Annotated in this window: 20 protein-coding genes; 7 read left to right on the top strand and 13 right to left on the bottom strand. The window is 53.4% G+C overall.

All coding sequences use genetic code 11. From position 1 onward, the window contains the following. Window positions 1–12 precede the first annotated feature (12 nt). From F1E05_RS09940 to F1E05_RS09930, 3 genes are read right to left on the bottom strand one after another with little or no spacing between them, the layout of a single operon-like run. Window positions 13–2,196, bottom strand: coding sequence for a phage tail sheath family protein (locus F1E05_RS09940; protein WP_150048144.1), 2,184 nt, complete (start codon window positions 2,194–2,196; stop codon window positions 13–15). A 60-nt stretch (window positions 2,197–2,256) separates the two neighbouring features. Continuing rightward, window positions 2,257–3,036, bottom strand: coding sequence for a carboxypeptidase regulatory-like domain-containing protein (locus tag F1E05_RS09935; RefSeq protein WP_150048143.1), 780 nt, complete (start codon window positions 3,034–3,036; stop codon window positions 2,257–2,259). Continuing rightward, the gene (locus F1E05_RS09930) at window positions 3,033–3,620 is read right to left on the bottom strand and encodes a DUF4255 domain-containing protein (RefSeq protein ID WP_150048142.1); all 588 of its coding nucleotides are present in this window, start codon (window positions 3,618–3,620) and stop codon (window positions 3,033–3,035) included. Before F1E05_RS09930 ends, F1E05_RS09935 begins: the two co-directional genes overlap by 4 nt. A gap of 448 nt (window positions 3,621–4,068) precedes the next feature. Here F1E05_RS09930 and F1E05_RS09925 point away from each other — a divergent pair, with 448 nt between their 5' ends. From F1E05_RS09925 to F1E05_RS09915, 3 genes are all read left to right on the top strand, one after another. Next, window positions 4,069–5,298 carry a nucleoside recognition domain-containing protein gene (locus F1E05_RS09925; RefSeq protein WP_150048141.1) on the top strand — a complete coding sequence of 410 codons (1,230 nt, stop codon included), beginning with the start codon at window positions 4,069–4,071 and terminating at the stop codon, window positions 5,296–5,298. Between the two features lie 19 nt (window positions 5,299–5,317). Further along, window positions 5,318–6,604: a tRNA (N(6)-L-threonylcarbamoyladenosine(37)-C(2))-methylthiotransferase MtaB gene (gene mtaB / locus F1E05_RS09920; protein WP_150048140.1), complete on the top strand. Its 1,287-nt coding sequence runs from the start codon at window positions 5,318–5,320 to the stop codon at window positions 6,602–6,604. 218 nt (window positions 6,605–6,822) lie between these two features. Beyond that, the gene (locus F1E05_RS09915; RefSeq protein ID WP_150048139.1) at window positions 6,823–8,004 is read left to right on the top strand and encodes a pyridoxal phosphate-dependent aminotransferase; all 1,182 of its coding nucleotides are present in this window, start codon (window positions 6,823–6,825) and stop codon (window positions 8,002–8,004) included. Between the two features lie 75 nt (window positions 8,005–8,079). On the opposite strand, the gene truA is transcribed toward F1E05_RS09915, so the two are convergent. The 4 genes from truA to cysM all read right to left on the bottom strand — a co-directional run bounded on the left by truA (window position 8,080) and on the right by cysM (window position 11,703). Beyond that, window positions 8,080–8,883: a tRNA pseudouridine(38-40) synthase TruA gene (gene truA / locus F1E05_RS09910; RefSeq protein ID WP_150048138.1), complete on the bottom strand. Its 804-nt coding sequence runs from the start codon at window positions 8,881–8,883 to the stop codon at window positions 8,080–8,082. Window positions 8,884–8,885: 2 nt separating this feature from the next. Continuing rightward, a complete protein-coding gene (locus F1E05_RS09905) occupies window positions 8,886–9,413 on the bottom strand; it encodes a L,D-transpeptidase (RefSeq protein WP_150048137.1) in 528 nt (175 codons plus the stop codon). Next, on the bottom strand, window positions 9,410–10,732 hold the full coding sequence (gene rlmD / locus F1E05_RS09900; RefSeq protein WP_150048136.1) for a 23S rRNA (uracil(1939)-C(5))-methyltransferase RlmD: 1,323 nt from the start codon (window positions 10,730–10,732) through the stop codon (window positions 9,410–9,412). Before rlmD ends, F1E05_RS09905 begins: the two co-directional genes overlap by 4 nt. An 80-nt stretch (window positions 10,733–10,812) precedes the next feature. Further along, window positions 10,813–11,703, bottom strand: a complete 891-nt coding sequence (cysM, locus tag F1E05_RS09895; protein ID WP_150048135.1) for a cysteine synthase CysM — start codon at window positions 11,701–11,703, stop codon at window positions 10,813–10,815. Window positions 11,704–11,826: 123 nt separating this feature from the next. On the opposite strand from cysM, the gene ppk1 reads away from it, so the two are divergent. Continuing rightward, window positions 11,827–13,911, top strand: coding sequence for a polyphosphate kinase 1 (gene ppk1, locus F1E05_RS09890; RefSeq protein WP_150048134.1), 2,085 nt, complete (start codon window positions 11,827–11,829; stop codon window positions 13,909–13,911). A 12-nt stretch (window positions 13,912–13,923) separates the two neighbouring features. Continuing rightward, window positions 13,924–14,637, top strand: a complete 714-nt coding sequence (gene dnaQ / locus F1E05_RS09885; RefSeq protein WP_150048133.1) for a DNA polymerase III subunit epsilon — start codon at window positions 13,924–13,926, stop codon at window positions 14,635–14,637. Between the two features lie 124 nt (window positions 14,638–14,761). Here dnaQ and rpoS read toward each other — a convergent pair whose 3' ends face one another. Both rpoS and F1E05_RS09875 read right to left on the bottom strand, forming a co-directional pair. Continuing rightward, window positions 14,762–15,751, bottom strand: a complete 990-nt coding sequence (rpoS, locus tag F1E05_RS09880) for an RNA polymerase sigma factor RpoS (RefSeq protein ID WP_150048132.1) — start codon at window positions 15,749–15,751, stop codon at window positions 14,762–14,764. 398 nt (window positions 15,752–16,149) lie between these two features. Continuing rightward, window positions 16,150–16,644: a J domain-containing protein gene (locus F1E05_RS09875; protein ID WP_150048131.1), complete on the bottom strand. Its 495-nt coding sequence runs from the start codon at window positions 16,642–16,644 to the stop codon at window positions 16,150–16,152. Between the two features lie 73 nt (window positions 16,645–16,717). On the opposite strand from F1E05_RS09875, the gene mobB reads away from it, so the two are divergent. Together mobB and moeA are read left to right on the top strand one after the other, a co-directional pair. Next, window positions 16,718–17,254 (top strand): molybdopterin-guanine dinucleotide biosynthesis protein B, encoded by a 537-nt coding sequence (gene mobB, locus F1E05_RS09870; RefSeq protein WP_150048130.1) that lies wholly within the window; start codon window positions 16,718–16,720, stop codon window positions 17,252–17,254. Further along, window positions 17,247–18,485, top strand: a complete 1,239-nt coding sequence (gene moeA, locus F1E05_RS09865; RefSeq protein ID WP_150048129.1) for a molybdopterin molybdotransferase MoeA — start codon at window positions 17,247–17,249, stop codon at window positions 18,483–18,485. Before mobB ends, moeA begins: the two co-directional genes overlap by 8 nt. Before the next feature lie 26 nt (window positions 18,486–18,511). Here the strand turns inward: moeA and F1E05_RS09860 are convergent, their stop codons facing one another. The 4 genes from F1E05_RS09860 to thrC are packed head-to-tail and all read right to left on the bottom strand — an operon-like array spanning window position 18,512 to window position 23,625. After that, window positions 18,512–19,201, bottom strand: a complete 690-nt coding sequence (locus F1E05_RS09860) for a phosphatase PAP2 family protein (RefSeq protein WP_150048128.1) — start codon at window positions 19,199–19,201, stop codon at window positions 18,512–18,514. Between the two features lies 1 nt (window position 19,202). Further along, the gene (locus tag F1E05_RS09855; protein ID WP_150048127.1) at window positions 19,203–20,726 is read right to left on the bottom strand and encodes an ArnT family glycosyltransferase; all 1,524 of its coding nucleotides are present in this window, start codon (window positions 20,724–20,726) and stop codon (window positions 19,203–19,205) included. A gap of 6 nt (window positions 20,727–20,732) precedes the next feature. Beyond that, window positions 20,733–22,478 (bottom strand): single-stranded-DNA-specific exonuclease RecJ, encoded by a 1,746-nt coding sequence (recJ, locus tag F1E05_RS09850; RefSeq protein WP_150048126.1) that lies wholly within the window; start codon window positions 22,476–22,478, stop codon window positions 20,733–20,735. Window positions 22,479–22,530: 52 nt separating this feature from the next. Next, window positions 22,531–23,625, bottom strand: coding sequence for a threonine synthase (thrC, locus tag F1E05_RS09845; RefSeq protein ID WP_150048125.1), 1,095 nt, complete (start codon window positions 23,623–23,625; stop codon window positions 22,531–22,533). Window positions 23,626–23,627 lie beyond the last annotated feature (2 nt).

Raw genomic sequence — 23,627 nt, 5'->3', positions numbered from 1 at the left:
GGAGTTAAGCCGTTAGGCGTCGGCGGTTTTTTGGCCGATGCGGAAAATGACGAATTCGGCCGGCTTCAAGGCCGCCACGCCGACTTCGCAGACCAAGCGGCCGTTGTCCAAATCGTTTTGCGTCATGGTGCTGCGGTCGCAACGCACGAAATAAGCGGTCTTAGGACTTCCCAGCAAGCGGCCGTTGTACCATTCGTTGTACAAAAAGCTCTCGACCGTAGCCCGCACGTTATCCCACAAGCGTTCGCCGTTCGGTTCGAACACCACCCATTGGGTGGATTTGTCGATGGAGCGTTCCAGATACAAGAAGTAGCGGCGTACGTTCACGTATTTCCATTCCGGGTCGCTGGACAAGGTCCGGCCGCCCCACACCCGGTGTCCGCGCCCCGGAAACGAGCGCAAACAGTTGATGCCGTAGGGATTCAGCAATTCCTGTTGAAAGCGGTTGATTTCTTGGGAGAAGCGCAACGCGCCTATCACCGGCTCGTTCGCCGGCGGCTTGTGCACGCCGCGCTGCACGTCGGTATTGGCGTAAACCCCGGCGACGAATCCGGCCGGCGGCACAGTCACCGTACTCAACAAACCGCGCGGATCGGCAATCACCACCCAGGGGTAGTACAGCGCCAGGCGCGAATCGTCGAAGTTGGAGCTGAAATCGCGCACTTCGGAAATGGTCATGTCCGCGCGGCTATCGACGATGCCGACCCGGTATCGCATGCGCAAGCAGTGGCGCAGCATCTCCATGACAATGGCCTGATGGCTGGTCTCGTCGTTCGCGGCGGCGGCGGGCGTCATGACGATGGAAATATCTTCGATGTTTTCCAGTGCGATGAAGCCGCTGCTGCCGTTGACTTCGTCCTCCACCCCGGCGTAATGCACCGCTACCGGCACGTCGCCGTCGTGGCCGCCGCTCATGCGGATCAAATAGCGCGGACCGTGAATCGACAGAGGTCCGGGATTCAACGGGCCGGGTTCGAACAAATCGAACAAGGCCGCCAACACCTCGGCGCCCGTTGCATCGTCGGCCAGAGTACAGGCGACTGGGCTGCTCAATTGGTCGTAACGTTTGTCCGGCGTCTGCGCCAATATTTCGGTCAAACTGTTATCGCCGGCCGGTGCGCTGGACACATTGCCGTAGCTGTAAATAACCGGGTCGTCTTCGTCGCCGGCATGTACGGCGATATCGAAATTGCGTTGTACCACGACGGCGCGCACGTTATCCGGCGCGGCCGCCAAGGCCGCGAGCCGTATCGAAACCGGCGCGGCCACGCCGGGATTCAAGCCGGTACCGTCCACTACGAACAGATCCCCGGCCGCGTTCAATGTGCCGCGCAGGGTAGTCAAGGTACCCCAGTGCGGCGAACCGGTGTAGATGGATAAATTGGTCTCGGCGCTAAACGTTAAAACAGCCGAAGTACCATTGGCCAGAGGGCCGCTGCTGGGGTTGCGCGCGAACATTCGGGTAAAGGTGATGTCGGTATCGGCGTCATCGACCATACCCGCCAGCATCAACCGACCTGTCGTACCGGGGGCGGCGCCGTTGGCGCGTAAATCGGTGCCGGTGACGGCTACCCCGTCCGCCGTGGTTATCACACAACGGTTATTGAAAATGGTGTAGTGATCACCTTCTCGAAACACTAATCCAACGAAATCCAGCGGAAAATGCGCGTCGGGAAATTGGGCGACGATGCCCGGAGCGCGCACGGCGTTAGACAAACCGGTGGCGGTCAAAAACACCAATTCCCCTTGCGCCGGTGCCGAGGTGACTTCCCGGCGCAACAAGTTTTCGCTGTCGCGCCATAACAGCTCCAAGGTGAAATTACCCATCGCTCCCGGAAATCGGCTGGTAAACCGCACGTCGGTGACGGCCGGATTGCTGCGGGCCACGCCGTCGTCCGGTCCGGCGAAATTACCGACTCTGGACACGAACAATTGTTTACCGCCGCCGTCGAAAAAAGCCTTGGCCGCGATAGCCGTATGATTGAGTACGGGGTTGCCGTCTAAAGTTAGATCGCGGATGTCGCCGTAGATCCGGCTATATTCGCCGAAACTGGTCACAACTTCCGGATTGCCGCGCAACGGTCCGAAACGGGTGGGACCGACGATGGCCGATACGCTGGTTCCCACGCCCTCTATCGATTTGGCACGAAAACTGACTTCTTCTACAAACACACCCGGTGCAAGATATTCAGGCATGCTCCCCTCCTTAAATTAACTGGAACTACGGTGACAAGAAAAACTCAAGCATCGGGATGCTCAAATCGGTTGTACGGCCACATGGTCCCGGCCCTGGGATCGAATCAGCGCGTATTGGCCGGGCAGCACGGTTAAATCGATTGCGGCGGCAAAGCCCGCGGCATTCAAACGTCCTAATTGCATGTCGGTTAAATCGGCCGGGTCCAGCGGCGTATCGGCTGCGGCGTCCGCCAGAGCCCGGACCGACAGCGTGGCTGCATAGTTGACGACGCCTTGCGGCAACGGCGGCAAGCGCTGCATGGGCAACACGAAATCGCCGTGCCGGTCGGCCTGCGCGCGAAACAACAGGCTGCCGGCAACGCCCAAATCGACCGTTAACGTCAATATCGCCCAGACCGCAGGCGCACTATCGGCCGCAAAGCGCAAATTGCCGCGCAACGCGCCGCCACGGCCTATCGCGGTACCCGAGGGTGTCGGGTACATCACCAAGCTATGGCCTTGGGCGTTGCCGGCCAGAATCTCGAAACGTCTGGGATTGTATTTGCCCGGGTTATCGCTGACGCTGCCGCTCAAGGTATAAGGGATTTCCGGCAAGGCTTGCCGGTCGGCGTCGCCGGCTTCTCCCGGCACGATACGGGCGGACGCGCGCCGCCACAACGCGGTCTTGCCTTCGCCGTGGCGCCATCGCAAATCGGCCGGCCGGGTATTGTCGAACAGCACCGACACCGTACTATTGATACGCTGCATCTGCGCAGGGTCGGTAGCGCTGGTGCCGTCTAACCAAACGATTAGGTCGCTGGCGAACAGTAGATTGGTTTCCAGTACCCGTAGCGCCGTCATACCGCGCCTGCCGGGAATATTCGGGTGGAAACCGGTGGCCCCTCGCTACGCGGCTGCCGCAATCTCAGTCGAACGGTACGGGCTACATACGGCACGCTGCTGGTATAGGGGGAACGAAACACGTCCCATATCCGCATCAAATCCTCGGTACTCATTTCGTCCGGCATGATGTTCAGGATTTCGCTTGCCCCCCAGTCCTCGTCAATATCCTGAATCTGGGAAACGTCCAGTTGGCATTCGTTAGCCAGCTCCACCATGGCCCAACTCATCAGATCGGCCTCTATCGTGGCGCTGCCGGCGTTGGCAATCAACAGAAAATGCAGGTTGACCGGTAATTCGGCTTGAGGAGCGGACAGATCGCTGCCGCGTTGCGCGAAGGTACGCTGACGGCCGTGCGGGTCTATGGTCATGCGGTGCAGGTAAATGCCGAGCAGATTGCCGGTCAGATTATTGGCAATGTCGGTGCTACCCAACAGGCGCACGATGGCATTGGTCGGCTCGCTGCTCAATTCGGTGGGCAGCCGGCTGGTCAAAAACGCTTCCAACGCCAATAATACGCCGGTAACCCCGCGGTACGACGCCATGCACTCTCCTCGTTCGGGCCTAACATGACTTGCCTTGATGAGCTAAGCTCATTAGCCGCTTTTGTGAACCGTTCGACTCAGCAAAGTCGAAAAAAGCGTGCTAATGCAAACAAGCCAACTAAATTCCGTGCCTCAGTTCAAATTCTGCTTACTAGGTTTAGCAGAGTTTTAAAATCCTGCCGGAATAAACTGCATTAAAATTTCATGAAGCCCCCGGCGGATTCCGTTGAAGCCGCGTGTTTCGAGCTACGGCATTACGGCGCCCACCAGATTTGGCCGCTAACGTATCGTTTAGCCGGCCTGTTTCTCTTCCAACCGCTCTTCAAAATCCGTCTTGCCGTTTGCACCCGCCGGTAAGTTGGCGAAATTTTCCGGCCGCATATTTTTCGTGCACCCTGCTTTTCATTGGTAGAATGTTCGGTTCGGTATCGGCCTACGCTTTTTAACTGTGTTGAATTTCATCTGGACAGCCTTGTTTCTTACGGCGTTCTTGATAGCCGCGCTAAAATTTTGGCTGCTTGGCGAACAAGCCGTATTCGGCACCTTGTTGAGCGCGATGTTCGAAGCGGCTAAAACGGCGTTCGACATCTCCTTAGGTTTGACCGGCGTGCTGGCGCTGTGGATGGGCATCATGAAAATCGGCGAACACAGCGGTTTCGTCACGCTGCTGACCAAAGTCTTGAATCCCTTGTTCCGGCGCTTGCTGCCGGAAATCCCGACCGATCATCCGGCCTTGGGCGCGCTTACCATGAACATCGCCGCCAATATGTTGGGCCTGGACAATGCGGCGACTCCGCTAGGCCTTAAAGCCATGCAAGCCATGCAAAGCCTGAATCCGCGCCCGGATACGGCCAGCGATGCACAAATCGTGTTCCTGGTTTTGAATACGTCGTCCGTTACCCTGTTTCCGGTCACGATATTCGCTTACCGGGCGCAAATGGGTGCCCACAACCCGACCGACGTCTTCATTCCTATCCTGATCGCGACTTACGCGTCGACGATGGCCGGCTTGCTGGCGGTAGCTTGGATACAGAACATTCGCTTGTGGGACAAAGTGTTACTCGCTTATTTGGGCGGCATCAGCCTGTTGCTGGCCGGACTGATCGGCTATTTCGCCGGATTGCCGCGCGAACAAATGCTGCAACAATCGGCGGCGCTTAGCCAGATTTTGCTGTTCAGCCTGGTTGTCGCTTTCATTGCGGCCGCGGCGCTACGCCGCTTGAACGCCTACGAACTGTTCGTAGACGGTGCCCGCGACGGCTTTCACACCGCGGTCGGCATCATTCCGTATTTAGTGGCCATGCTGGTGGCTTTCGCCGTGTTTAGAGCCAGCGGCGCCCTGCAAATCGCCACCGACGGTGTGGCCTGGCTGGTAACCGGTTTGGGGATGGATAGCCGTTTCGTAGACGCCTTGCCTACCATGCTGATGAAGCCGTTCAGCGGCAGCGGCGCCCGGGCGATGATGCTGGACGCCATGCAAACCCACGGCGCCGATGCGTTCGCCGGCCGCCTGGCGTGCATAGTGCAAGGTAGCACCGAAACCACTTTTTACGTGCTGGCGGTCTATTTCGGCTCGGTCAACATCAAGCGCATCCGCCATGCCGCCGCCTGCGGCCTGATTGCCGACGCGGCCGGGATGATCACGGCGATTTCTACAGCTTATTGGTTTTACGGTTAACCCCCTTCAATTCAACCCTATGCAAATACATTTAAAAACCCTGGGCTGCCGCTTGAACGAAGCCGAATTGGAAACCTGGGCGCAAGCTTTTCAGATCCGCGGCCACGGCATCACCCGCAATCTTCACGACGCGCAAGTAGTCGTATTGAATTCCTGCGCCGTCACCCAAGATGCGGTAAAAAAATCCAAGCAGTTGATCCGCCGCATCCACCGCGACAACCCGCAAGCCAAACTGGTAGTTAGCGGCTGTTATGCCACCTTGAATCAAAGCGAAACCGAACAACTGATGGGCGTGGATTTGGTGATAGGCAATAACGACAAACACCTGCTGGTGGAGAAAACGCTGGCGGAACTCGATATGGACAGTATGCCTGCCATGTCGACCGAACCCGGCGAAGTATCCTTATTCAACCGCGGCCGCCAACGCGCTTTCGTCAAAGTGCAAGACGGTTGCCGCTACCGCTGTACGTTTTGCATCGTCACCGTGGCCCGCGGCGAAGAACGCAGCCGCAGCATTGCGGAGATCGTCGCCGAAATCAACGCCTTGCATAGCCAAGGCATTAACGAAGCGGTCATCACCGGCGTGCATTTAGGCGGATACGGCAGCGACATCGGCAGCAATCCGGTCGAATTGATTCGGACTATTCTGGCGCAAACCGAAATCCCGCGCTTGCGCATGGGTTCGCTGGAACCTTGGGAGCTGCCGGAAGGTTTCTTCGAATTGTTCGATAACCCGCGCTTGATGCCGCATTTGCATTTACCGTTGCAAAGCGGCAGCGACAGCGTGTTACGCCGCATGGCAAGACGCTGCAAAACCGCCGAATTCGCCGACCTGGTAGACTCCGCAAGGGCGCGGATAGCGAATTTCAATGTCACCACCGACATCATCGTCGGCTTTCCGGGCGAAACCGAACAGGAATGGCGGGACAGCCTGGATTTCATTCGTTCGATAGGCTTCGGCCATATCCACATCTTCAGTTATTCGCCGCGAGAAGGCACCAAGGCGGCCGGTTTGCCCGATCAGGTCCGCAACGAGGTCAAACGCCGGCGCAGCCGCGAATTGCATCAATTGGCCGATGCCATGAAACGCGATTTCGCCGAACGGAATCTGGGCAACCAAGCCGAGGTACTTTGGGAAGGCCAAACCGAACCCTTAAGCGACGGACGTATCCGCTATTTTGGCTATACCCCCAATTATTTGCGGGTTGCTTGCGAGGTTTTGCCGGCAAACTTACTGGAAAATCGAGTGTTCCCGGCAAAATTGCTGGAAATCGCCGACCAATTTATTCGGGCGGAACCGGCCTAAACCATCCGCGCGGCCAAGCCTGAATCGCCTTACCAAGCGCAACTTGCAGGCAAGTCCGGCGATGGTTTTTGCACCGAGTCCGATTCCCCCCCAACCGCGGGTCGGTTAGCGTAAAAACTGTCGTTTCGCTAGCAATAAACGCGACTTTCGTGCATTTTCGCTGCAGCGGGCAACTGGCGTATAATTCGCGCCAATTTTTGAACCATACTCGAGGAACCATGAGCATCACACTGTCCAACCGTGTTAAAGCCGTCAAGCCGTCGCCGACTCTAGCCATCACGGCTCGCGCCGCCGCGATGCGCGCCGCCGGCAAAGACATCGTCGGCCTAGGCGCCGGCGAACCGGATTTCGATACGCCCGAGCACATCAAAGCCGCCGCGATCGAAGCATTGAATCAAGGATTCACCAAATACACCGCCGTAGACGGCACACCCGGTCTGAAAAAAGCCGTTATCGACAAATTCAAACGCGATAACGGCTTAAGTTACCAACCTAAACAGGTTTTAGTCTCTTCCGGCGGCAAACAAAGTTTTTACAATCTGGCGCAAGCTTTGCTTAATCCCGGCGACGAAGTCATCATCCCGGCTCCCTATTGGGTATCCTATCCCGACATGGTGCTGTTGGCCGATGGCGTACCCGTGATCGTCGCAGCCGGCCAGGAACAAGGTTTTAAAATCACGCCGGCCCAGTTAAAAACCGCGATTACCGATAAAACCCGTTTGCTGGTCATCAATAGTCCGTCCAATCCAACCGGTGCGGCCTACAGCCTGGACGAATTAAGCGCGTTGGCCGAAGTGCTGCAGGACTATCCGCAGATACTGATCGCCACCGACGATATGTACGAACATATCTTGTGGAACAAGGGCGAGTTTGTGAACATCCTGAATGCCCGCCCGGATTTCTACGAACGCACCATCGTGTTGAACGGAGTATCCAAGGCGTACTCGATGACCGGCTGGCGCATCGGCTACGCAGCCGGCCCGGCCGATTTAATCGAAGCCATGTGCATCATTCAATCGCAAAGCACGTCCAACCCGACTTCGATTTCGCAAGTCGCGGCTGAAACCGCGCTGAACGGCGACCAAAGCTGCATCGACAACATGATGGTGGAATTCAAAAAACGCCACGATTTCGTGGTAGCCGCCTTGAACGACATAGACGGCGTCGCGTGCTTACCGACCGACGGTACGTTTTACGTATTTCCAAGCGTACACAAACTGATCGAACGTTTGAACGGCATAGACGACGACTTGCAATTTGCCGAATATTTGATCGAAAAGGCCGGGGTCGCATTGGTACCCGGGTCGGCATTCGGTTGCCCCGGTCATATCCGCATCTCTATAGCCACCAGCATGGCTAATTTGGAAAAAGCCCTGGAAAGAATCCGCCAAGCCGTCTAAGCACCGCTCAGCGGCGCCCCCCCCAAAAAACCCGAGCATAAAGCAAAGCTCGGGTTTCCAGTCTTCAGCCCCAGGTTAATCGTAACGTTTGGCGCTAGCAGGTAGTTTGGCGAAAATAGGATCGCAGGCAATTCCATAACGTTCGGGGTAATAGACTCCGCCTAAATGTAAACCGTGCGGCGGCGCGGTCATCGCGGCTAGTCTGCGGTCTTTGACAGCCAGCAGAGTCTCGGTCCATTCCACGGGCTGCTTACCCATGCCGATTTCCATCAACACGCCGGCGATATTGCGCACCATGTGATGCAAAAATGCGTTTGCGCAAATATCGATGATCACCCGGTCTTGCTGCCGGTAAACCTCGATGAAGTGCATATAACGATTAGGACTGAGCGACTGGCAACCTTGGGCGCGAAACGACGAAAAGTCGTGCTCGCCGAGCAAGGCTTGAGCCGCCATATGCATGCTCTCCGCTTGTAAAGGCAAGTAACACCAAGTGGCCTGGGTACGTAACAAGGCCGATTTAACCGGTCGATTCAAGATGACGTAGCGGTAGTACCGGGCAATTGCGCTATAGCGGGCATGGAAGTCGTCCAGGGCCGGCATGGCCCACAACACCCGGATGTCGTCCGGCAAATGACTGTTGCCGCCCATCAGCCAAGCGCGCATATCGCGCTGCACCGGGGTATCGAAATGTACGACTTGTTCTATGGCGTGCACCCCGGCGTCGGTCCGCCCCGCGCAATGTACCGTAACCGCTTGGTCGGCAATTTTACTAAGGGCGCGCTGTAATTCGCTCTGCACGGTCGGTTTGCCGGCCTGCCATTGCCAGCCGGCGTAGGCGCTACCGTCGTATTCCAGCCCTAAAACGATACGCGGCATGGTTAATGGATATAAATCCGGCAACCAACCGGTACGCGGTCGAACAGACAAATGAGATCGGCATTTTTCATGCGTATGCAACCGTGCGACTCGGGCTTGCCCTGCAGCAAATGGTCCGGGCAACCATGGATGTATATGTAGCGCCACGCGGTGTCGACCGCACCGTAACGATTATGCCCGGGTTGCAATCCACCCAGCCAAAAAATTCGAGTCAGTATCCAATCGCGCTGCGGATATCGGGCGGCCAATTCCGGGGTATATATTTCGCCGGTCGGGCGTCTGGCCGTAAAAACGCTATTGATCGGCAAACCGGCGCCGATTTTTGCCCTGACGCTATGCCAGCCGGTTGGCGTACATTCGCTGCCTTTCAATTGGCCGGGGCCATTTTTAGCGGTAGATACGACAAACTCCAGTTCGACATCGCCAAGTCGCAACAAACGCAAACGTTGCCGGGCTATATCGATATCCAGATATTCGGCCGGTTTATCGCCGTCCGCATACCGATTGGCGTTATTGCCGGCAACATTCATCGAATAAACAAGGCGATGGACTCGACGTGAGCCGTTTGCGGAAACATATCCATCACTCCGGCCTTAACCAGTTTATAGCCCAATTCGTTTACCAAGATTCCGGCATCGCGCGCCAAAGTAGAAGGATTGCAAGATACGTAAACGATACGCTCCGGCTGCCAATGCTTAAAGTTGTGCAACACTTCCGACGCTCCGGCACGCGACGGATCCAGCAATATCTTGTTGAATTTTTGCTTACACCAAGCTGCGTCTTTAAGATCTTTACTCAAGTCAGCGACGTGAAACTCCACGTTCTGAATGCCGTTTAACCGGGCGTTTTCCCTGGCATGCCGCACTAGCGGCAAGTCGCCCTCTACGCCCACGACGTGACCGGCTTGGCTAGCTAACGGCAAAGTGAAGTTACCCAAGCCGCAAAACAAGTCCAACACCCTGTCCTGTTGACTAAGCTGCAATGCCTCTATGGCACGCGCCACCATTTGCCGATTGATGTCGTAATTGACCTGAGTAAACATGGCCGGGCGGAAATTAAAGCGTATCCCGTACTCCGGTAAAGCGTAGCCCGGAACCACTTCCGGTTCGCCCGGCAACGGCACAATGCTATCCGGCCCTTTAGGCTGTAGACACACAGAAAATTGATGTTCACGACCGAAGCTGCGCAGACGCTCTATATCGTCGAGGTTTGGCGGGACTAGCATGCGAAATGCCAACACGCATTCGTCGTCGCCGATCGCTACTTCGATTTGCGGGATTTTATCTTTGACGCTCAAGCCGGCAATCATCTCGCCCAAAGCGGTCAATTTGTCCCCGACACTCGCATGCATGACTCGACAACTGTCAATTTCAGCCAGAAACGGATTGCGCCGCTCGCGAAAGCCTACCAATACCCTTTGCTTCTTCGCCACCCATTTGACGCCCATCCGGGCTTTGCGCCTGTATCCCCAATGCGGCCCGGTCAATGCCGGCCAAATTTCCGGAATGTGCAGTTTGCCGATGCGGCTAAATTGTTCTTGCAGCAATGCCTCTTTGAAATGAATTTGCTCTGCATCGTCGACGTGTTGAAAACTACAGCCGCCGCATACGCCGAAATGCGGGCAGCCGGGCTCAACCCTATGCTCGGAACGCCGGTGCAAGGCAACCGGCTTGCCTTCGGCATAGTCTTTACGGCTATCGGTATAAATAAAATCAACATTTTCGCCGGGCAAGGCCTCGTCTATGAACACAACTTTACCGTTGACGTGCGCGACGCCGCGGCCGTCGTGTGATAACGACTCAATGATTACGTTGACGGGTTCTGTAGGAAGTTTTTTCTTATGAGACATGCAGATATAAACATCCGGATTCGCCGCAACCAATCCGGAAACAAACTAAAAAAATGAGACCTTTGCGCCGATACGGCGGTTTAGCTGGGAAATACCCCGGTCGATAAATAGCGGTCGCCGCGGTCGCAAATAATCGCCACAATAACGGCGTTGTCCAGTTCTTTGGCCAACTGTAACGCGCAATACACCGCGCCGCCGGAAGATACGCCGGCAAAAATACCTTCTTTGGCGGCCAATTCCCGCGTGGTGTGTTCCGCATCGAGCTGTTCGACTTCAATGACTCTATCCACCCGCTCGGCGTCGAATATTTTGGGCAAATATTCTTGCGGCCAACGCCGGATGCCGGGAATTTTCGATTGGCCTTTAGGTTGCACGCCGACGATTTGCACGGCGGAACTTTGCTCCTTTAAAAACCTGGAAGTTCCCATAATCGTTCCGGTAGTCCCCATCGCACTGACGAAATGCGTGATTTTACCGGCGGTATCGCGCCAAATCTCCGGCCCCGTGCCTTCGTAATGCGCACGCGGATTGTCCGGATTGGCGAATTGGTCGAGTATTCGTCCTTCCCCGCGCGCTTCCATGGCCCGCGCCAAATCGATCGCCGCTTCCATGCTACCGGACGCCGGCGTCAAAATAATCTCGGCACCGTAGGCTTTCATCGAGGCAATACGTTCGGCGCTCATATTGTCCGGCATGATCAACGTCATTTTATAACCCTTGATCGCCGCCGCCATGGCCAATGCGATGCCGGTATTGCCGCTGGTCGCCTCGATCAAACGGTCGCCCGGTACAATCTCACCACGTAGTTCGGCATGCTTGATCATACTGAGCGCCGGCCGGTCTTTGACCGAACCCGCAGGATTATTGCCCTCAAGCTTGACTAAAACGGAATTGCTCGAATTTGAGACAAGCCTCTGTAAGCGCACCAACGGCGTGTTGCCCACTTGGGACTCTATGGTAGGAAAATTCATGTTAGGTAAAAAACTGAGTGAATTAGTCGAAATTATACCAAACGCCGTCCCCGCAACCGTAACAATACCATGCCGTCAATTACTCTATAATCGCCCTATTGCGACCGATTATTAGCGTTTGATATGGACAACACAGCAATTTGCATACCTGATTTAAACAACCCCGAATACTACATCAATCGCGAACAAAGCTTGCTCGAATTCAATTATCGGGTTTTAGCGCAAGCACTGGATGAAAGTCTTCCGCTGCTGGAACGTCTAAATTATCTATGCATTTCTTGCTCCAATCTTGACGAATTTTACGAGGTCCGCGTCGCCAGTTTGTTGCAGATGGCTGAAATGGACGCCAGCGCCATCAGTGCGGACGGCCTCAGCATTCACGAACAACTGGAAAAAATTGCTTTCAAAGCCCACGAGCTCGTCAGCGAACAATACCGCGTTTTGAACGAAGTATTGATCCCCCGTCTGGAAAACGAACGCATTCGTTTCCTACGCCGCGACCGTTGGAGCGAGTCGCAAAAAAACTGGCTGGAAAAATATTTCAACGAAGAACTGCTGCCCATTCTGACGCCGGTTGGCCTGGATTCGGCTCACCCCTTCCCGCGGATTCTGAATAAAAGCTTAAATTTCATTATTTCCTTGACCGGCAAAGACGCATTCGGACGCAACAGCGGCAGAGCCGTTTTACAAGCCCCGCGCGCGCTTCCGCGTATCGTGCAACTACCCGTTTCCGAAACCGATAGCGGTCCGCACGATTTCGTGTTCTTGTCGTCCATCATCCATGCTTTCGTATCCGATTTGTTCAACGGCATGACGGTTAAAGGGTGCTACCAATTTCGAGTGACTCGCAACAGCGACTTTTTCGTCGACGACGATGCGATAGACGACCTGCTGTTAGCCGTGGAAGGCGAACTGGCCATGCGCAACTACGGAGACGAGGTACGCTTGGAAATCGACGCCAACTGTCCGGACGAAACCGTCAATTTCTTATTGGCACGTTTCGATTTGACCCAAGACCGCTTGTTCTTGTGCAGCGGGCCGGTCAATTTAAGCCGGATTCAAGCAATTTACGGTTTGGTGGACCGCACCGACTTAAAATTTCCGCCGTTCAAACCCAACATCCCGCCTTCGCTCAGCCGCAACAAAGACTTTTTTGCTGCCATTCGAAAACAAGACATTTTATTGCATCACCCTTATGAATCGTTCTTACCGGTAGTGGACTTTATCCGTCAGGCCGCCGCCGACCCCGACGTGCTGGCAATCAAACAAACGTTGTACCGGACCGGGGTAGACTCTCCGATTGTGGCCGCGTTAATCAAAGCGGCCAGAGCCGGAAAAGAAGTCACCGTGGTCATTGAGTTAAGAGCTCGTTTCGACGAAAAAGACAATATCGGCTTAGCAGCCAAACTACAGGAAGCCGCCGCTCACGTCGTGTACGGCGTAGTGGGTTATAAAACGCACGCCAAAATGTGCTTGGTTTTACGCAAGGAAGGCAATACCTTAAGAAATTACGTGCATCTCGGCACCGGGAATTATCATCCGAAAACTGCGCGTCTTTATACCGATTACGGTTTGTTCAGCTGCGAAAAAGAACTGGGGGAAGACGTGCGCCGGGTCTTCATGCAGTTGACCAGTCTGGGCAAGGTCAGCAAGCTCAACAAGCTGCTGCAATCCCCGTTTACCCTGCATCCCGGCTTGCTCAAAATGATCGATAAGGAAATCGAGCACGCCAAAAAAGGCAGGCCGGCCCGCATCATTATGAAGGTTAATGCGGTCGTCGAAGAACAAGCCATTCAAGCGTTATACCGCGCATCCCAAGCCGGGGTAGACATCAAGTTAATCGTGCGCGGCATCTGTTGTTTACGCCCCGGCATTCCGGGTATTTCGAACAACATCGAAGTGCGTTCGATTGTCGGACGATTTTTAGAGCACGCTCGGATTTACGCGTTTATGAACGGCGGCGATTGGTCTATCTACGCATCGAGCGCTGACTTGATGAACCGAAATCTGTTTAAACGCGTGGAGATTTGTTTCCCTATCGCCGACAAAAAAATCGGCGAACGCATTTTAAGCGACATGAACGCCGCCCTTAACGATAATTCGCAAGCCTGGATTTTACAAAGCAACGGGCAATACAGCCGGGCAACGCCGGGCGACAAGCCAATCTTTCAACTTCAAACCGACCTTTTGAAGCAATTTTGCCAATAAACACTGTCTAAAATGAAGAATTCGCTACGCCAAGTCGTGCTGGATACCGAAACTACAGGTATCAATCCTAAGGACGGTCATAAAATCATCGAAATCGGCTGCGTGGAGCTGATCAACCGCAGACTAACGCAAAACCGCTTCCATGTGTATGTCAATCCGGATAGAGAAATAGATGCCGGCGCAATCGAGGTACACGGTATCAGCAATGATTTTTTGCAAGACAAACCACGCTTCGCCGATATAGTTGAGGATTTCTTGCAATTTACGGCCGGCGCGGAACTGATCATACACAACGCCCCTTTCGACGTCGGCTTCCTGAATCACGAGCTGGCTTTATTAGGCGGAACGCTAGGTAAGATAGAAGACAGCTGTACGGTATTCGACACCTTGGCATACGCTCGCAAAAAACATCCGGGCGCACGCAATAGCTTGGATGCACTGTGCAAACGTTATGGAATAGACAACAGTCATCGGGAACTACACGGGGCACTACTTGACGCGGAGATTTTAGCGGACGTGTATTTGATCATGACTGGCGGCCAAGCTTCGCTGCTTGAAGAAAGCAAGCAAGTCGAAGTTGCCGTCAGCCAAGTCATAGAGCGTTTGCCGACTCAACGCCCCAAAATTAAGATTATTCGCGCTTCCGACGACGAATCAGCCAATCATTACGCCAGAATGGAAAAAATTAGCAAATCTAGTAGCATTAATATGTGGCCAAAGGAATAAGGCAACTTGTCTATCAATATTGAAATTATTATTGGTTAAGTTATTCGATAACTGCTTATATAAAACAAGGCTATTACCGCTTGTTTAACCAATAAATTCAATCAACTCAAATTAACCCCAGGCTTCAACTAAAAATAGAATCAAAAGAATATCCGGTATCTTCTAAAATTTCTTTTAGGCGTTTTAAGCCTTCCATTTGAATTTGCCTAACTCTCTCGCGAGTAACGCCTAATTCCAGCGCAACTTGTTCTAATGTTGAACTTTCAAATCCACATAATCCGTAACGACGGCAAATAACTTCCCGCTGCTTATCCGCTAACTGATATACCCATTGGGTAACGTTGGTTTGAATTAAATCTTCCTGGAGAATTTCGGCCGGAGATCGGCTTTCTTCTTCCGAGATTGTTTCTAATAAGGGTTTATCGAACTCTTTACCGTAAGAAACATCGACAGATGTGACGCGCTCGTTCAGTTTGAGCATCTTATTGACCGTACTAACCGGCTTGTCCAAATGCTTTGCAATGTCGTCCGCAGTGGGCTCGTGATCGAGTTGCTGAGCCAAGCTGCGTTGTGCTTTGAGATAAACATTCATCTCTTTTACGATATGAATCGGAAGCCGAATCGTACGAGTCTGATTCATAATGGCTCGTTCTATGGTTTGCCGGATCCACCAAGTTGCATAGGTTGAAAACCTAAAGCCTCTATCAGGATCGAACTTTTCTACCGCTCGAATCAATCCGAGATTGCCTTCCTCTATCAGGTCCAGTAGGGGCAAACCACGATTGAGATAGCGACGGGAAATTTTTACAACTAGGCGTAAGTTACTCTCTATCATCACCTTACGTGCTTCCGGGTCTCCTTCCAAAGCCCTTTTGCCATAAATCTTTTCTTCGTCGGCCGTCAATAACTGCGACTTGCTTAATTCGTTCAGGTAAGCGCGTGTCGCATCGAATCCGCTTTCGGAATGGAACTCTTCAGCTTCATTCTCATCGCTTACTTTTATATTTTCACTGGAATCGGCCTCAATATTCTCGTCTTCAATCTCGTCGAAGGCTATGATGTCCGGAATATCCATATCCAGTTCTTTATTTATATTTATTACTTCTTCCATCATGACTCTTCTCCAGGTGTTGATGCTTGAGTTAATTGGCTTTCAATACTGGCAAATTTCATCCGTATATCGGACTATCCAGCCCGAACTAACTGCTTATGCTTTATTATTTGACTTCCCTTGTTTGCCCTTAAAAGCGGCCCTATGGACTTAAAATACTGAGTCCGGTAATACGTTTACAGAAAAACATTAATTATCAATGGCTTAGAGTTTAAATCGCTTTCAAAGTCGGAACTCAGTATAACTTTAAAACTTTTTTGCTATCAATTGATTTTGCTGTATTTTTTTTAATTAGTTCACGAAAAAATATCCGTTGCAACCGCGCCTCACTATCGTTTAGCCTGCAAGCGATTGTTTTAACAACCAAAAGACTCAAGTCACCCGCAGAGCGGCTTTCGGCATTATTTAAGCAGGATCTTTTTCGCTAGATTGATCTGCGCCGCCAAATAATCCGAGCCACCCTTGTCGGGATGTAGTCTAGCAATTAATCTACGGTGCGCCAATATAATCTCTTGTTCGGAAGCACCTTGCTCCAAGCCAAGGATTTTCAGGGCTTCCTGCCTGGTCATCGTAGCTCGATTTGTCGGCGCACTGCCTTGGCCTTCGCCGGATTGTCGGGATCTACCGTTTAATCGCAGCCACAGCTGTCTGATCAAGGGGCCGTAGCGCGACCACGAATCCAAGATGCGAAACAAGAAGGTAAGGCTCAACATGATTACCCCGAACAACAGGCTCAATTTACCGCTGACGATTAACCATAATAGCAAGACCGCACCGCCTATCAGCCCACCTTGTTTAACCCACCGTCGTCTTTGCCGATCCGACAAACGGCTGAACCAGCGACTGGCTTGATAAACGGCGAAGATTAAAATCAACAACACCAAAAAACGAAACATTTTCCCTCGCTTGCATCCTAGTTGTTGAAATTATGCCGTAAAATAGCGCATGTTTGAGATCGGGAGAGTCACCATGGCGCCCAGCCAACCGGCGGTTTTGGGTTTTGCTGCATTCAGCGGCACCGGAAAAACCACTCTATTGACCTCGCTGATTCCGATTTTGCAAGCACGAGGATTAAAAGTCGCAGCGCTTAAGCTTAGTCATCACGACTTTGAAATCGATCACGCCGGTAAAGACAGTTATAAATTACGTAAAGCCGGTGCATCTCCCGTCATGCTGGTATCGCCCTTTCGCCGGGCTATCATCGAGGAATTCCCCGCTCCGCAGGAAATAGAACTGGAGAAAGAGCTTGAGCTGCTAATCGCCGGCAGCGATGATGTGCGGATAATCTTGGTAGAAGGGTTTCGCCATCAACGTTTCAGCAAAATCGAGCTCCATCGCCCGGCACTCGATAAACCGTTGCTGTATCCGAACGACGATAGCATCATCGCAATCGCCAGCGACCAAAACATAGCCCCACGGCCTCCAATACCCTGCCTAAACCTAAACGATCCTCACGCCATCGCAAACTTCATTTGTCAACATTTCTCGCTAATCTCTCGTGACTAATCTTTGCTATCCCGCTCAAAATCTGTTGACTTCCGAGCAAGCCAAAGCCTTGCTGTTTTCTTCACTGCCGGTAATAAACGATTCAGAAGCCATCCCCACCGCCCATGCACTCAATCGCATCCTACAGCAATCGGTGTTTAGCCCGATAGCCATACCGCATTTTCGCCAATCCGCCATGGACGGCTATGCGGTTTCCAGCGCACAACTGAGCGGCGATAAACTTGCGCGATTAACGGTGTGCGGCACATCCTGGGCAGGAAAACCCTACACCGGACAGGTGCCTAGCCGCCAATGCCTACGCATTTTTACCGGAGCGCTGATTCCGGACGACATCGACAGCGTGATAGCTCAGGAACAGGTGAACGTCGCCGACGGTTATGTGGAATTTCCCGTCGGCCTGGAGCTACGCAAAAATATTCGCGAAGCCGGCAGCGACGTAGAACAAGGCGAACGGCTATTAACGGCTCCGCACAAGCTGAGTGCCAGAGATTTAAGTTTGCTTGCCGCCGCCGGTATCGGAGAATTGAGTGTTAAGCGGCGGATAAAAATCGGCTTTTTCTCTAACGGAGACGAACTGGTTCCGCTCGGCCAAACCTTGCAACCCGGCCAAATATACGACAGCAACCGCTATCTGCTTGCCGGGCTGCTAAGCGATGCCCATTATCAAGTCAGCGATTTAGGCGTCATTCCAGATCATCCCGCGCGACTGGAACAAACGCTTAACGATGCAGCCAGCCATTTCGATGTGTTAATTTCCACCGGCGGCGCTTCGGTCGGAGACGCCGATTACGTCAGGCAGACCCTGGAGCGATGCGGCCAAGTCAATTTCTGGAAATTGGCCATAAAACCCGGAAAACCGTTAACTTTCGGCACGCTAGACCGATGTATGTTTTTCGGCTTGCCGGGTAATCCGATTGCAGTGCTGGTTACTTTCGAGCAATTTGTCAAACCCGCGTTGTTGCGCATGACGGGCATTCAAACCAAACCCATTCGAATACAAGCCCGTTGCAGCACCCCGCTGAAAAAATCGCCCGGCCGCGAAGAGTTTCAGCGCGGCGTGTTGTCGCAAGACGCAAATGGCGAATTCACGGTCGCCAGTGCCGGCCGGCAAGATTCCCACCAGCTCAAAGTGGCGAGTTTAGCCAATTGTTTCATCGTGTTAGACAGCGCCTTAACTAACGTGGAGGCCGGCCAGATGGTTAACGTGGAACCGTTCGATCACTGGCTATAAATTCACCGCGGGTAGCCATGGACGGCTTAATTTCCTCCCTCCGGCTTGATACGCAAAAACCACCCGTAGTACAAAGCATGTGCTACCAAGAACACCACATAGCCGGACCATAACACATCGGATAAAAAATGCCCGCCGGCCGTCATGCGGGTGATTCCCAAAGTCCAAGCCAATGCCAGAGTCAGTACGAAATACATGACTTTGTGCGACTGAGATAAAAAATACAACACGAAAAAAGCGTATCCCACCGAACAATGCCCGCAAACAAACGACTTATCCGGAGTACTGCCCGGTTTCAAGGGCGGAACGTAAGCGTATTGGCCGCCGAATTCCTGCACGTGCACAGGACGAGGCCGCCCCCAATGATCTTTGAATATCAAGTTCACGACCAAACCCGGCCCTAGCAGGATTACAAGCAATATATATAAGGCTTTGCGACGATAGCGCCGGGTGTAGGCATGCCAATGTCCGAGTATCGAAATTGACAAAAGCGACAGCCCGACCACGACACAAAACGGAAAGGCGTAATCGTAGAGGATTTTAACCGGCTGCAACTGTTGATAAGGCCAATGCTGAGCGGCCGGGCCCGCCTGATAAAACATTTGTGCCACGCGGTAATCCAAATCGGTGCACCAAAACAACACGCTGGTCGAACAAACGACGGCGAACCAAACCAGCAATTCGTAACGCGCCCTACGCCTAGCTCTATGCGGCATATTAGTCCTTGGACGAAATTCGTTTTTGCAACGCAGGATAGGGCCAGCTACCCAGTCGTTGCCCGAAATAAATGAAATATTCTGATTCTTTTCGGTTCGGGTTAGGCAGTTGCCCGACTAAATCCAAGCGTTCGAACGCCGAATACAACGGCGCGGGCAACTTCATATTGCCGTCTCCGACGATAAAAGCATTCTTGCCGGCAAATTCATCCGGCCCCGGCCATACCTCGTATTGTGACACAATCTGCCCCGAAGCCTCGTAACGATACACTTTGGGATGATCCGGTAAATAAAACGCGAGTTGGCTGGCTAAATAACGGTGGCCCAAAGCCACTACAAAGGTGTCTTGCAAATCGGCTTGAGTTTTTTGCCGTTCCATCTGAATCGCTGCGGCAACCGCTTGCCAATTTTTAAACCGGGTGGTTGGGTCCCAAACGCTATCTTTAATGGGAAGTAAGGACAACAATACCGGCAACGCATAGGTCAGCAACACCAGCACCGCACCGACATAGACCGCGGCGTGCGAGGCTTTTTGCCAAATCGAATCCGCATAGCGGCCCGCCAGTAAAATCAAGGCACTGAAATAAAACGGCATAGGCCAATTGCCCTGTACCTTTTGCAGCAAACTCAACAGCAACACGGCTAACAACAAAGCAGGGCCCATTAGCCATAAAAATCGTTGTTCGGCGTTCAAATTTTTGAAACGGTAAGCGCATATCAGCGAAGTCGATAGGACAAGAGCAAAGGTCAGCGGCGACAGCAACAGCAGCTGATACAGTAGAAAGTCTGCAGCCCATTTGAAATGCTTGGTCAGCGCGGCCGGTTCGTGATTGGCGAAATGCCCTTTGCTATGACCGAACATCACCCAGTCATGGTTTAAGTTCCACATCAATATCGGTACAACCGCGATCAGTATAGGCGCTAAATACCACCAGAATTCACGCCGCAAGTAGTGCCGATAAGCCGCATTGGCGAGCAAAAACAGCAACAGCATAACCGGCAAAGCCAATGCCGCTTGTTTGCTCAACAACGCGGCGGCACTGGAGAATCCTGCAAGCCACCAAGCCTTGTCCGAGCGCTCGAACAAGGCTTGGCGCAGATAGTACAAAGTCATGATCCAAAAACAGTACAAAGGCGGGTCTATCGTCATCAGCAAATTGGCGATCACGTTGATCGGCGTCGCCAACAATAAAATGAATGCGAACGCCGCGGCACGCGCACCGTAGAATGCCTTACAGGTAGCGTGAAAGTAGAACAAGCCAACCGTTCCGAGTAACACCGCCGGCAAACGCACGACCGCGGTGTAATCCCCCAAAGCCCAGGTGAATAAGCCGATTAACCATGCCACCATCGGCGGTTTACTGTAATAGCACCAGTCCGGGTGTCGCGACCAATCCCAGTAGTAGCTTTCGTCGCCGATCAAATCCAGACCGTTGACAAACAAAAACAGCACGCGCAGCCCGAATATCCACGCCAACAACCGAAGCAGATGCGCATCTACCCAGCGCAAGGTTTTATCCAGCATTTATCGCTACTCCAACCGCTCTAAATAATGCAATTGCAGTTGCAAACTGCGCTCGCCCCTAAACTCATTGACGTCCAACTTATAGACCGCTTGTAGTTTACGGCACCCCAACCAATGCTCCGGTTGTTCGGCAAAAAACGCAATAGCGTCAATCAACAAATTGCTGAACGGCATTTTCAAGACAAATTTAAGATGCTGCCTGCCAACGATACGGCACTGAAACACGTCGAACACACCGTCGAAAGTCGGCTCAGGAAAAGCTTGCCCCCAAACCGCCGCCTGGCGCAGGTTCTCGGCGAATTCCAGACTCAGATGCTGTTGGTCGAGTTCGCCATCCGACCAAACTTTGTGCTGCAAATCGACTTCGCTTAATCTGGCCGCCACCGTTTCGGCGAACTGCAGCGCGAAATGCGGATAATCCTGCAGCTTGATCGATAAGCCGGCCGCCATGGCATGACCGCCGAACTTGCTCAACAACTTGGGATGCTCGGCGGCGATATCGCTGAGCACGTCGCGGATATGCACACCGGCAATGGAACGGGCCGACCCTTTCAATTCACCGTTGTCGGCCGGCGCAAAGGCAATCACCGGCCTGTGCAAACGGTCTTTGATCCGAGCCGCCAAAATACCGATGACCCCCTGGTGCCAACCGGCGTCGTACAAGCAAACGCCGGCCGGCGCGTGCTGTTCGTCCATGGCGCGCATGCCGGACAACAAGGCCAGCGCTTCGGCCTTCATTTGTTCTTCTATGCTTTTCCGGTCCTGATTCAATGCATCCAGTTGCACCGCCATGTCGCGGGCGAGCTCCGGATCGTCCGTCAACAAACAGCGTATGCCCAGCGACATATCGTCCAACCGGCCGGCCGCATTCAGCCTGGGCGCCACCGAAAAGCCCAAATCCGCGGCTTGCACGCTGCCGGGGTTCTTGCCGGCAATTGCCAACAACGCCTTGATACCGGTCCGGCATTGACCGCTACGAATCCGCAACAAACCTTGGTGCACCAGAATGCGGTTGACTTGATCCAAGGCCACGACGTCGGCTACCGTACCCAATGCCACATAATCCAGCAATTGCGCCAGATTCGGCTCGGCAATACCGGCGGTTTCGAACCAACGCAACTCCCTTAGCCGAATCCGCAAGGCCGTCAGCACGTAAAACATCACGCCGACACCGGCAATGTTACGGCTAGGAAATTTATCGTCCGGCAAATTCGGGTTGACGATGGCATCCGCATCCGGAAGTTCGTGTCCGGGTAGATGATGATCGGTAATCAAAACCGTGATCCCAAGCCGCTTGGCGGCGGCCACGCCTTCCAAACTGGAAATTCCGTTGTCGACGGTTAAGATCACGTCGGCCTGTTGCTTTCGCACCAACTCGACGATCTCCGGCGTCAGCCCGTAGCCGAATTCGAAACGATTGGGCACGACAAAGTTGAGCTGCCGCGCACCGAACAATGCCAAGCCTTTTAAGGCCAACGCGCAGCTGGTTGCACCGTCCGCGTCGAAATCGGCCACCACGCTCAACGCTTTGTTTTCGCGGACAACGCTAACCAGTTGGTCGACCATGGTGTTAATCCCGGACAACAACCACGGACTCGGCAAGTTCGCCAGGCCCCGTTCCAAGTCCTCGGCTTTGTTTACCCCCCGGCTGGTGAAGATGCGCAGCAAAATGGGATCCAAGCTGCCCAAATCGGCCGCAGTTTGCGCCGGAGCGCGCCGGACAATCGCTTTTTTAACGCCTTGCAGATACATAAATTACGCAATAAAAAAGCCGGCTTAGGCCGGCTTGTTAGCGAGCGGTCAGTTACATCGAATCCAAAATCGCCTTTTTCACCGCGTCTAACGATGCTTCTATCGTTACCGGGTGAGCATCCTTACATTGGGAAATCGCGGTATCCGGGTCTTTAATGCCGTTACCGGTCAAGGTACAGACTATCGTACTGCCTTCCGGAATTTTGCCGCCGGCTAAATCCTGCATGGCGCCGGCCAGCGAAGTTGCGGATGCCGGCTCGCAAAAAATCCCCTCGTATTGAGACAGCATTTTTTGTGCGCGCAAAATTTGTTGGTCCGTCTGCGTGTCGAACCAACCGCCGGATTCTTTTTGTGCTTTCCAGGCCAAATCCCAGGATTGCGGGTGGCCGATGCGAATCGCCGTGGCGACGGTTTCGGGATGATCCACCATGTGCCCTGCCACGAACGGTGCCGCGCCGGCTGCTTGATAGCCGCACATCACCGGCCGTTTATCGGTAACGGCTTGGTGAGTCGAACTGTCGGTTGCGTATTCGCTATAGCCCTTCCAGTAGGCGGCGATATTGCCGGCATTACCGACCGGCAGGCAGTGAAAATCGGGCGCTCTACCCAATTCGTCGACGATTTCGAAAGCCGCGGTCTTTTGTCCTTCCAAACGGAACGGGTTAATGGAATTGACGATAGCAACCGGAGCGTGATCGGCCACTTGTTTGACCAAAGCCATACCGGCGTCGAAATTGCCGTTGATCTGAATGATTTGCGCGCCATACATCAGGGTTTGCGCCAATTTGCCCAATGCGATCTTTCCTTCCGGAATCAGTACGAAGGCCTTGATGCCGGCCCGCACCGCGTAAGCCGCCGCCGCCGCCGAGGTATTGCCGGTCGATGCGCAAATAATCGCTTGGCTACCCTGCTCGACGGCCTTGGTTACCGCCATCGTCATACCACGGTCTTTAAACGAGCCGGTGGGATTTAGCCCTTCGAATTTCACATAAATGTCGACGTCCTTGCCGATGATGCGCGGAATATTGTGCAATTGAATCAGCGGCGTATTGCCTTCGCCCAAGCTGATCAGCCGGGTGGATGCGGAAACCGGTAAACGGTCGCGATAATGTTCGATCACTCCGGTGTAGCGTTTTTGTGTTGCCATTA

Origin of the sequence: Methylomonas rhizoryzae, assembly GCF_008632455.1 — a bacterium.
Taxonomy (GTDB): Bacteria; Pseudomonadota; Gammaproteobacteria; order Methylococcales; family Methylomonadaceae; genus Methylomonas; species Methylomonas rhizoryzae.
This window is presented reverse-complemented; position numbering and strand designations above follow the sequence as displayed.

What these genes read in the sequence shown, in the direction of transcription:
- F1E05_RS09940 (WP_150048144.1), bottom strand. Translation starts at nt 2,196, where the DNA reads ATGCCTGAATATCTTGCACCGGGTGTGTTTGTAGAAGAAGTCAGTTTT.
- F1E05_RS09935 (WP_150048143.1), bottom strand. Translation starts at nt 3,036, where the DNA reads ATGACGGCGCTACGGGTACTGGAAACCAATCTACTGTTCGCCAGCGAC.
- F1E05_RS09930 (WP_150048142.1), bottom strand. Translation starts at nt 3,620, where the DNA reads ATGGCGTCGTACCGCGGGGTTACCGGCGTATTATTGGCGTTGGAAGCG.
- mtaB (WP_150048140.1), top strand. Translation starts at nt 5,318, where the DNA reads ATGCAAATACATTTAAAAACCCTGGGCTGCCGCTTGAACGAAGCCGAA.
- F1E05_RS09915 (WP_150048139.1), top strand. Translation starts at nt 6,823, where the DNA reads ATGAGCATCACACTGTCCAACCGTGTTAAAGCCGTCAAGCCGTCGCCG.
- truA (WP_150048138.1), bottom strand. Translation starts at nt 8,883, where the DNA reads ATGCCGCGTATCGTTTTAGGGCTGGAATACGACGGTAGCGCCTACGCC.
- F1E05_RS09905 (WP_150048137.1), bottom strand. Translation starts at nt 9,413, where the DNA reads ATGAATGTTGCCGGCAATAACGCCAATCGGTATGCGGACGGCGATAAA.
- rlmD (WP_150048136.1), bottom strand. Translation starts at nt 10,732, where the DNA reads ATGTCTCATAAGAAAAAACTTCCTACAGAACCCGTCAACGTAATCATT.
- cysM (WP_150048135.1), bottom strand. Translation starts at nt 11,703, where the DNA reads ATGAATTTTCCTACCATAGAGTCCCAAGTGGGCAACACGCCGTTGGTG.
- ppk1 (WP_150048134.1), top strand. Translation starts at nt 11,827, where the DNA reads ATGGACAACACAGCAATTTGCATACCTGATTTAAACAACCCCGAATAC.
- dnaQ (WP_150048133.1), top strand. Translation starts at nt 13,924, where the DNA reads ATGAAGAATTCGCTACGCCAAGTCGTGCTGGATACCGAAACTACAGGT.
- rpoS (WP_150048132.1), bottom strand. Translation starts at nt 15,751, where the DNA reads ATGATGGAAGAAGTAATAAATATAAATAAAGAACTGGATATGGATATT.
- F1E05_RS09875 (WP_150048131.1), bottom strand. Translation starts at nt 16,644, where the DNA reads ATGTTTCGTTTTTTGGTGTTGTTGATTTTAATCTTCGCCGTTTATCAA.
- mobB (WP_150048130.1), top strand. Translation starts at nt 16,718, where the DNA reads ATGGCGCCCAGCCAACCGGCGGTTTTGGGTTTTGCTGCATTCAGCGGC.
- F1E05_RS09860 (WP_150048128.1), bottom strand. Translation starts at nt 19,201, where the DNA reads ATGCCGCATAGAGCTAGGCGTAGGGCGCGTTACGAATTGCTGGTTTGG.
- F1E05_RS09855 (WP_150048127.1), bottom strand. Translation starts at nt 20,726, where the DNA reads ATGCTGGATAAAACCTTGCGCTGGGTAGATGCGCATCTGCTTCGGTTG.
- recJ (WP_150048126.1), bottom strand. Translation starts at nt 22,478, where the DNA reads ATGTATCTGCAAGGCGTTAAAAAAGCGATTGTCCGGCGCGCTCCGGCG.
- thrC (WP_150048125.1), bottom strand. Translation starts at nt 23,625, where the DNA reads ATGGCAACACAAAAACGCTACACCGGAGTGATCGAACATTATCGCGAC.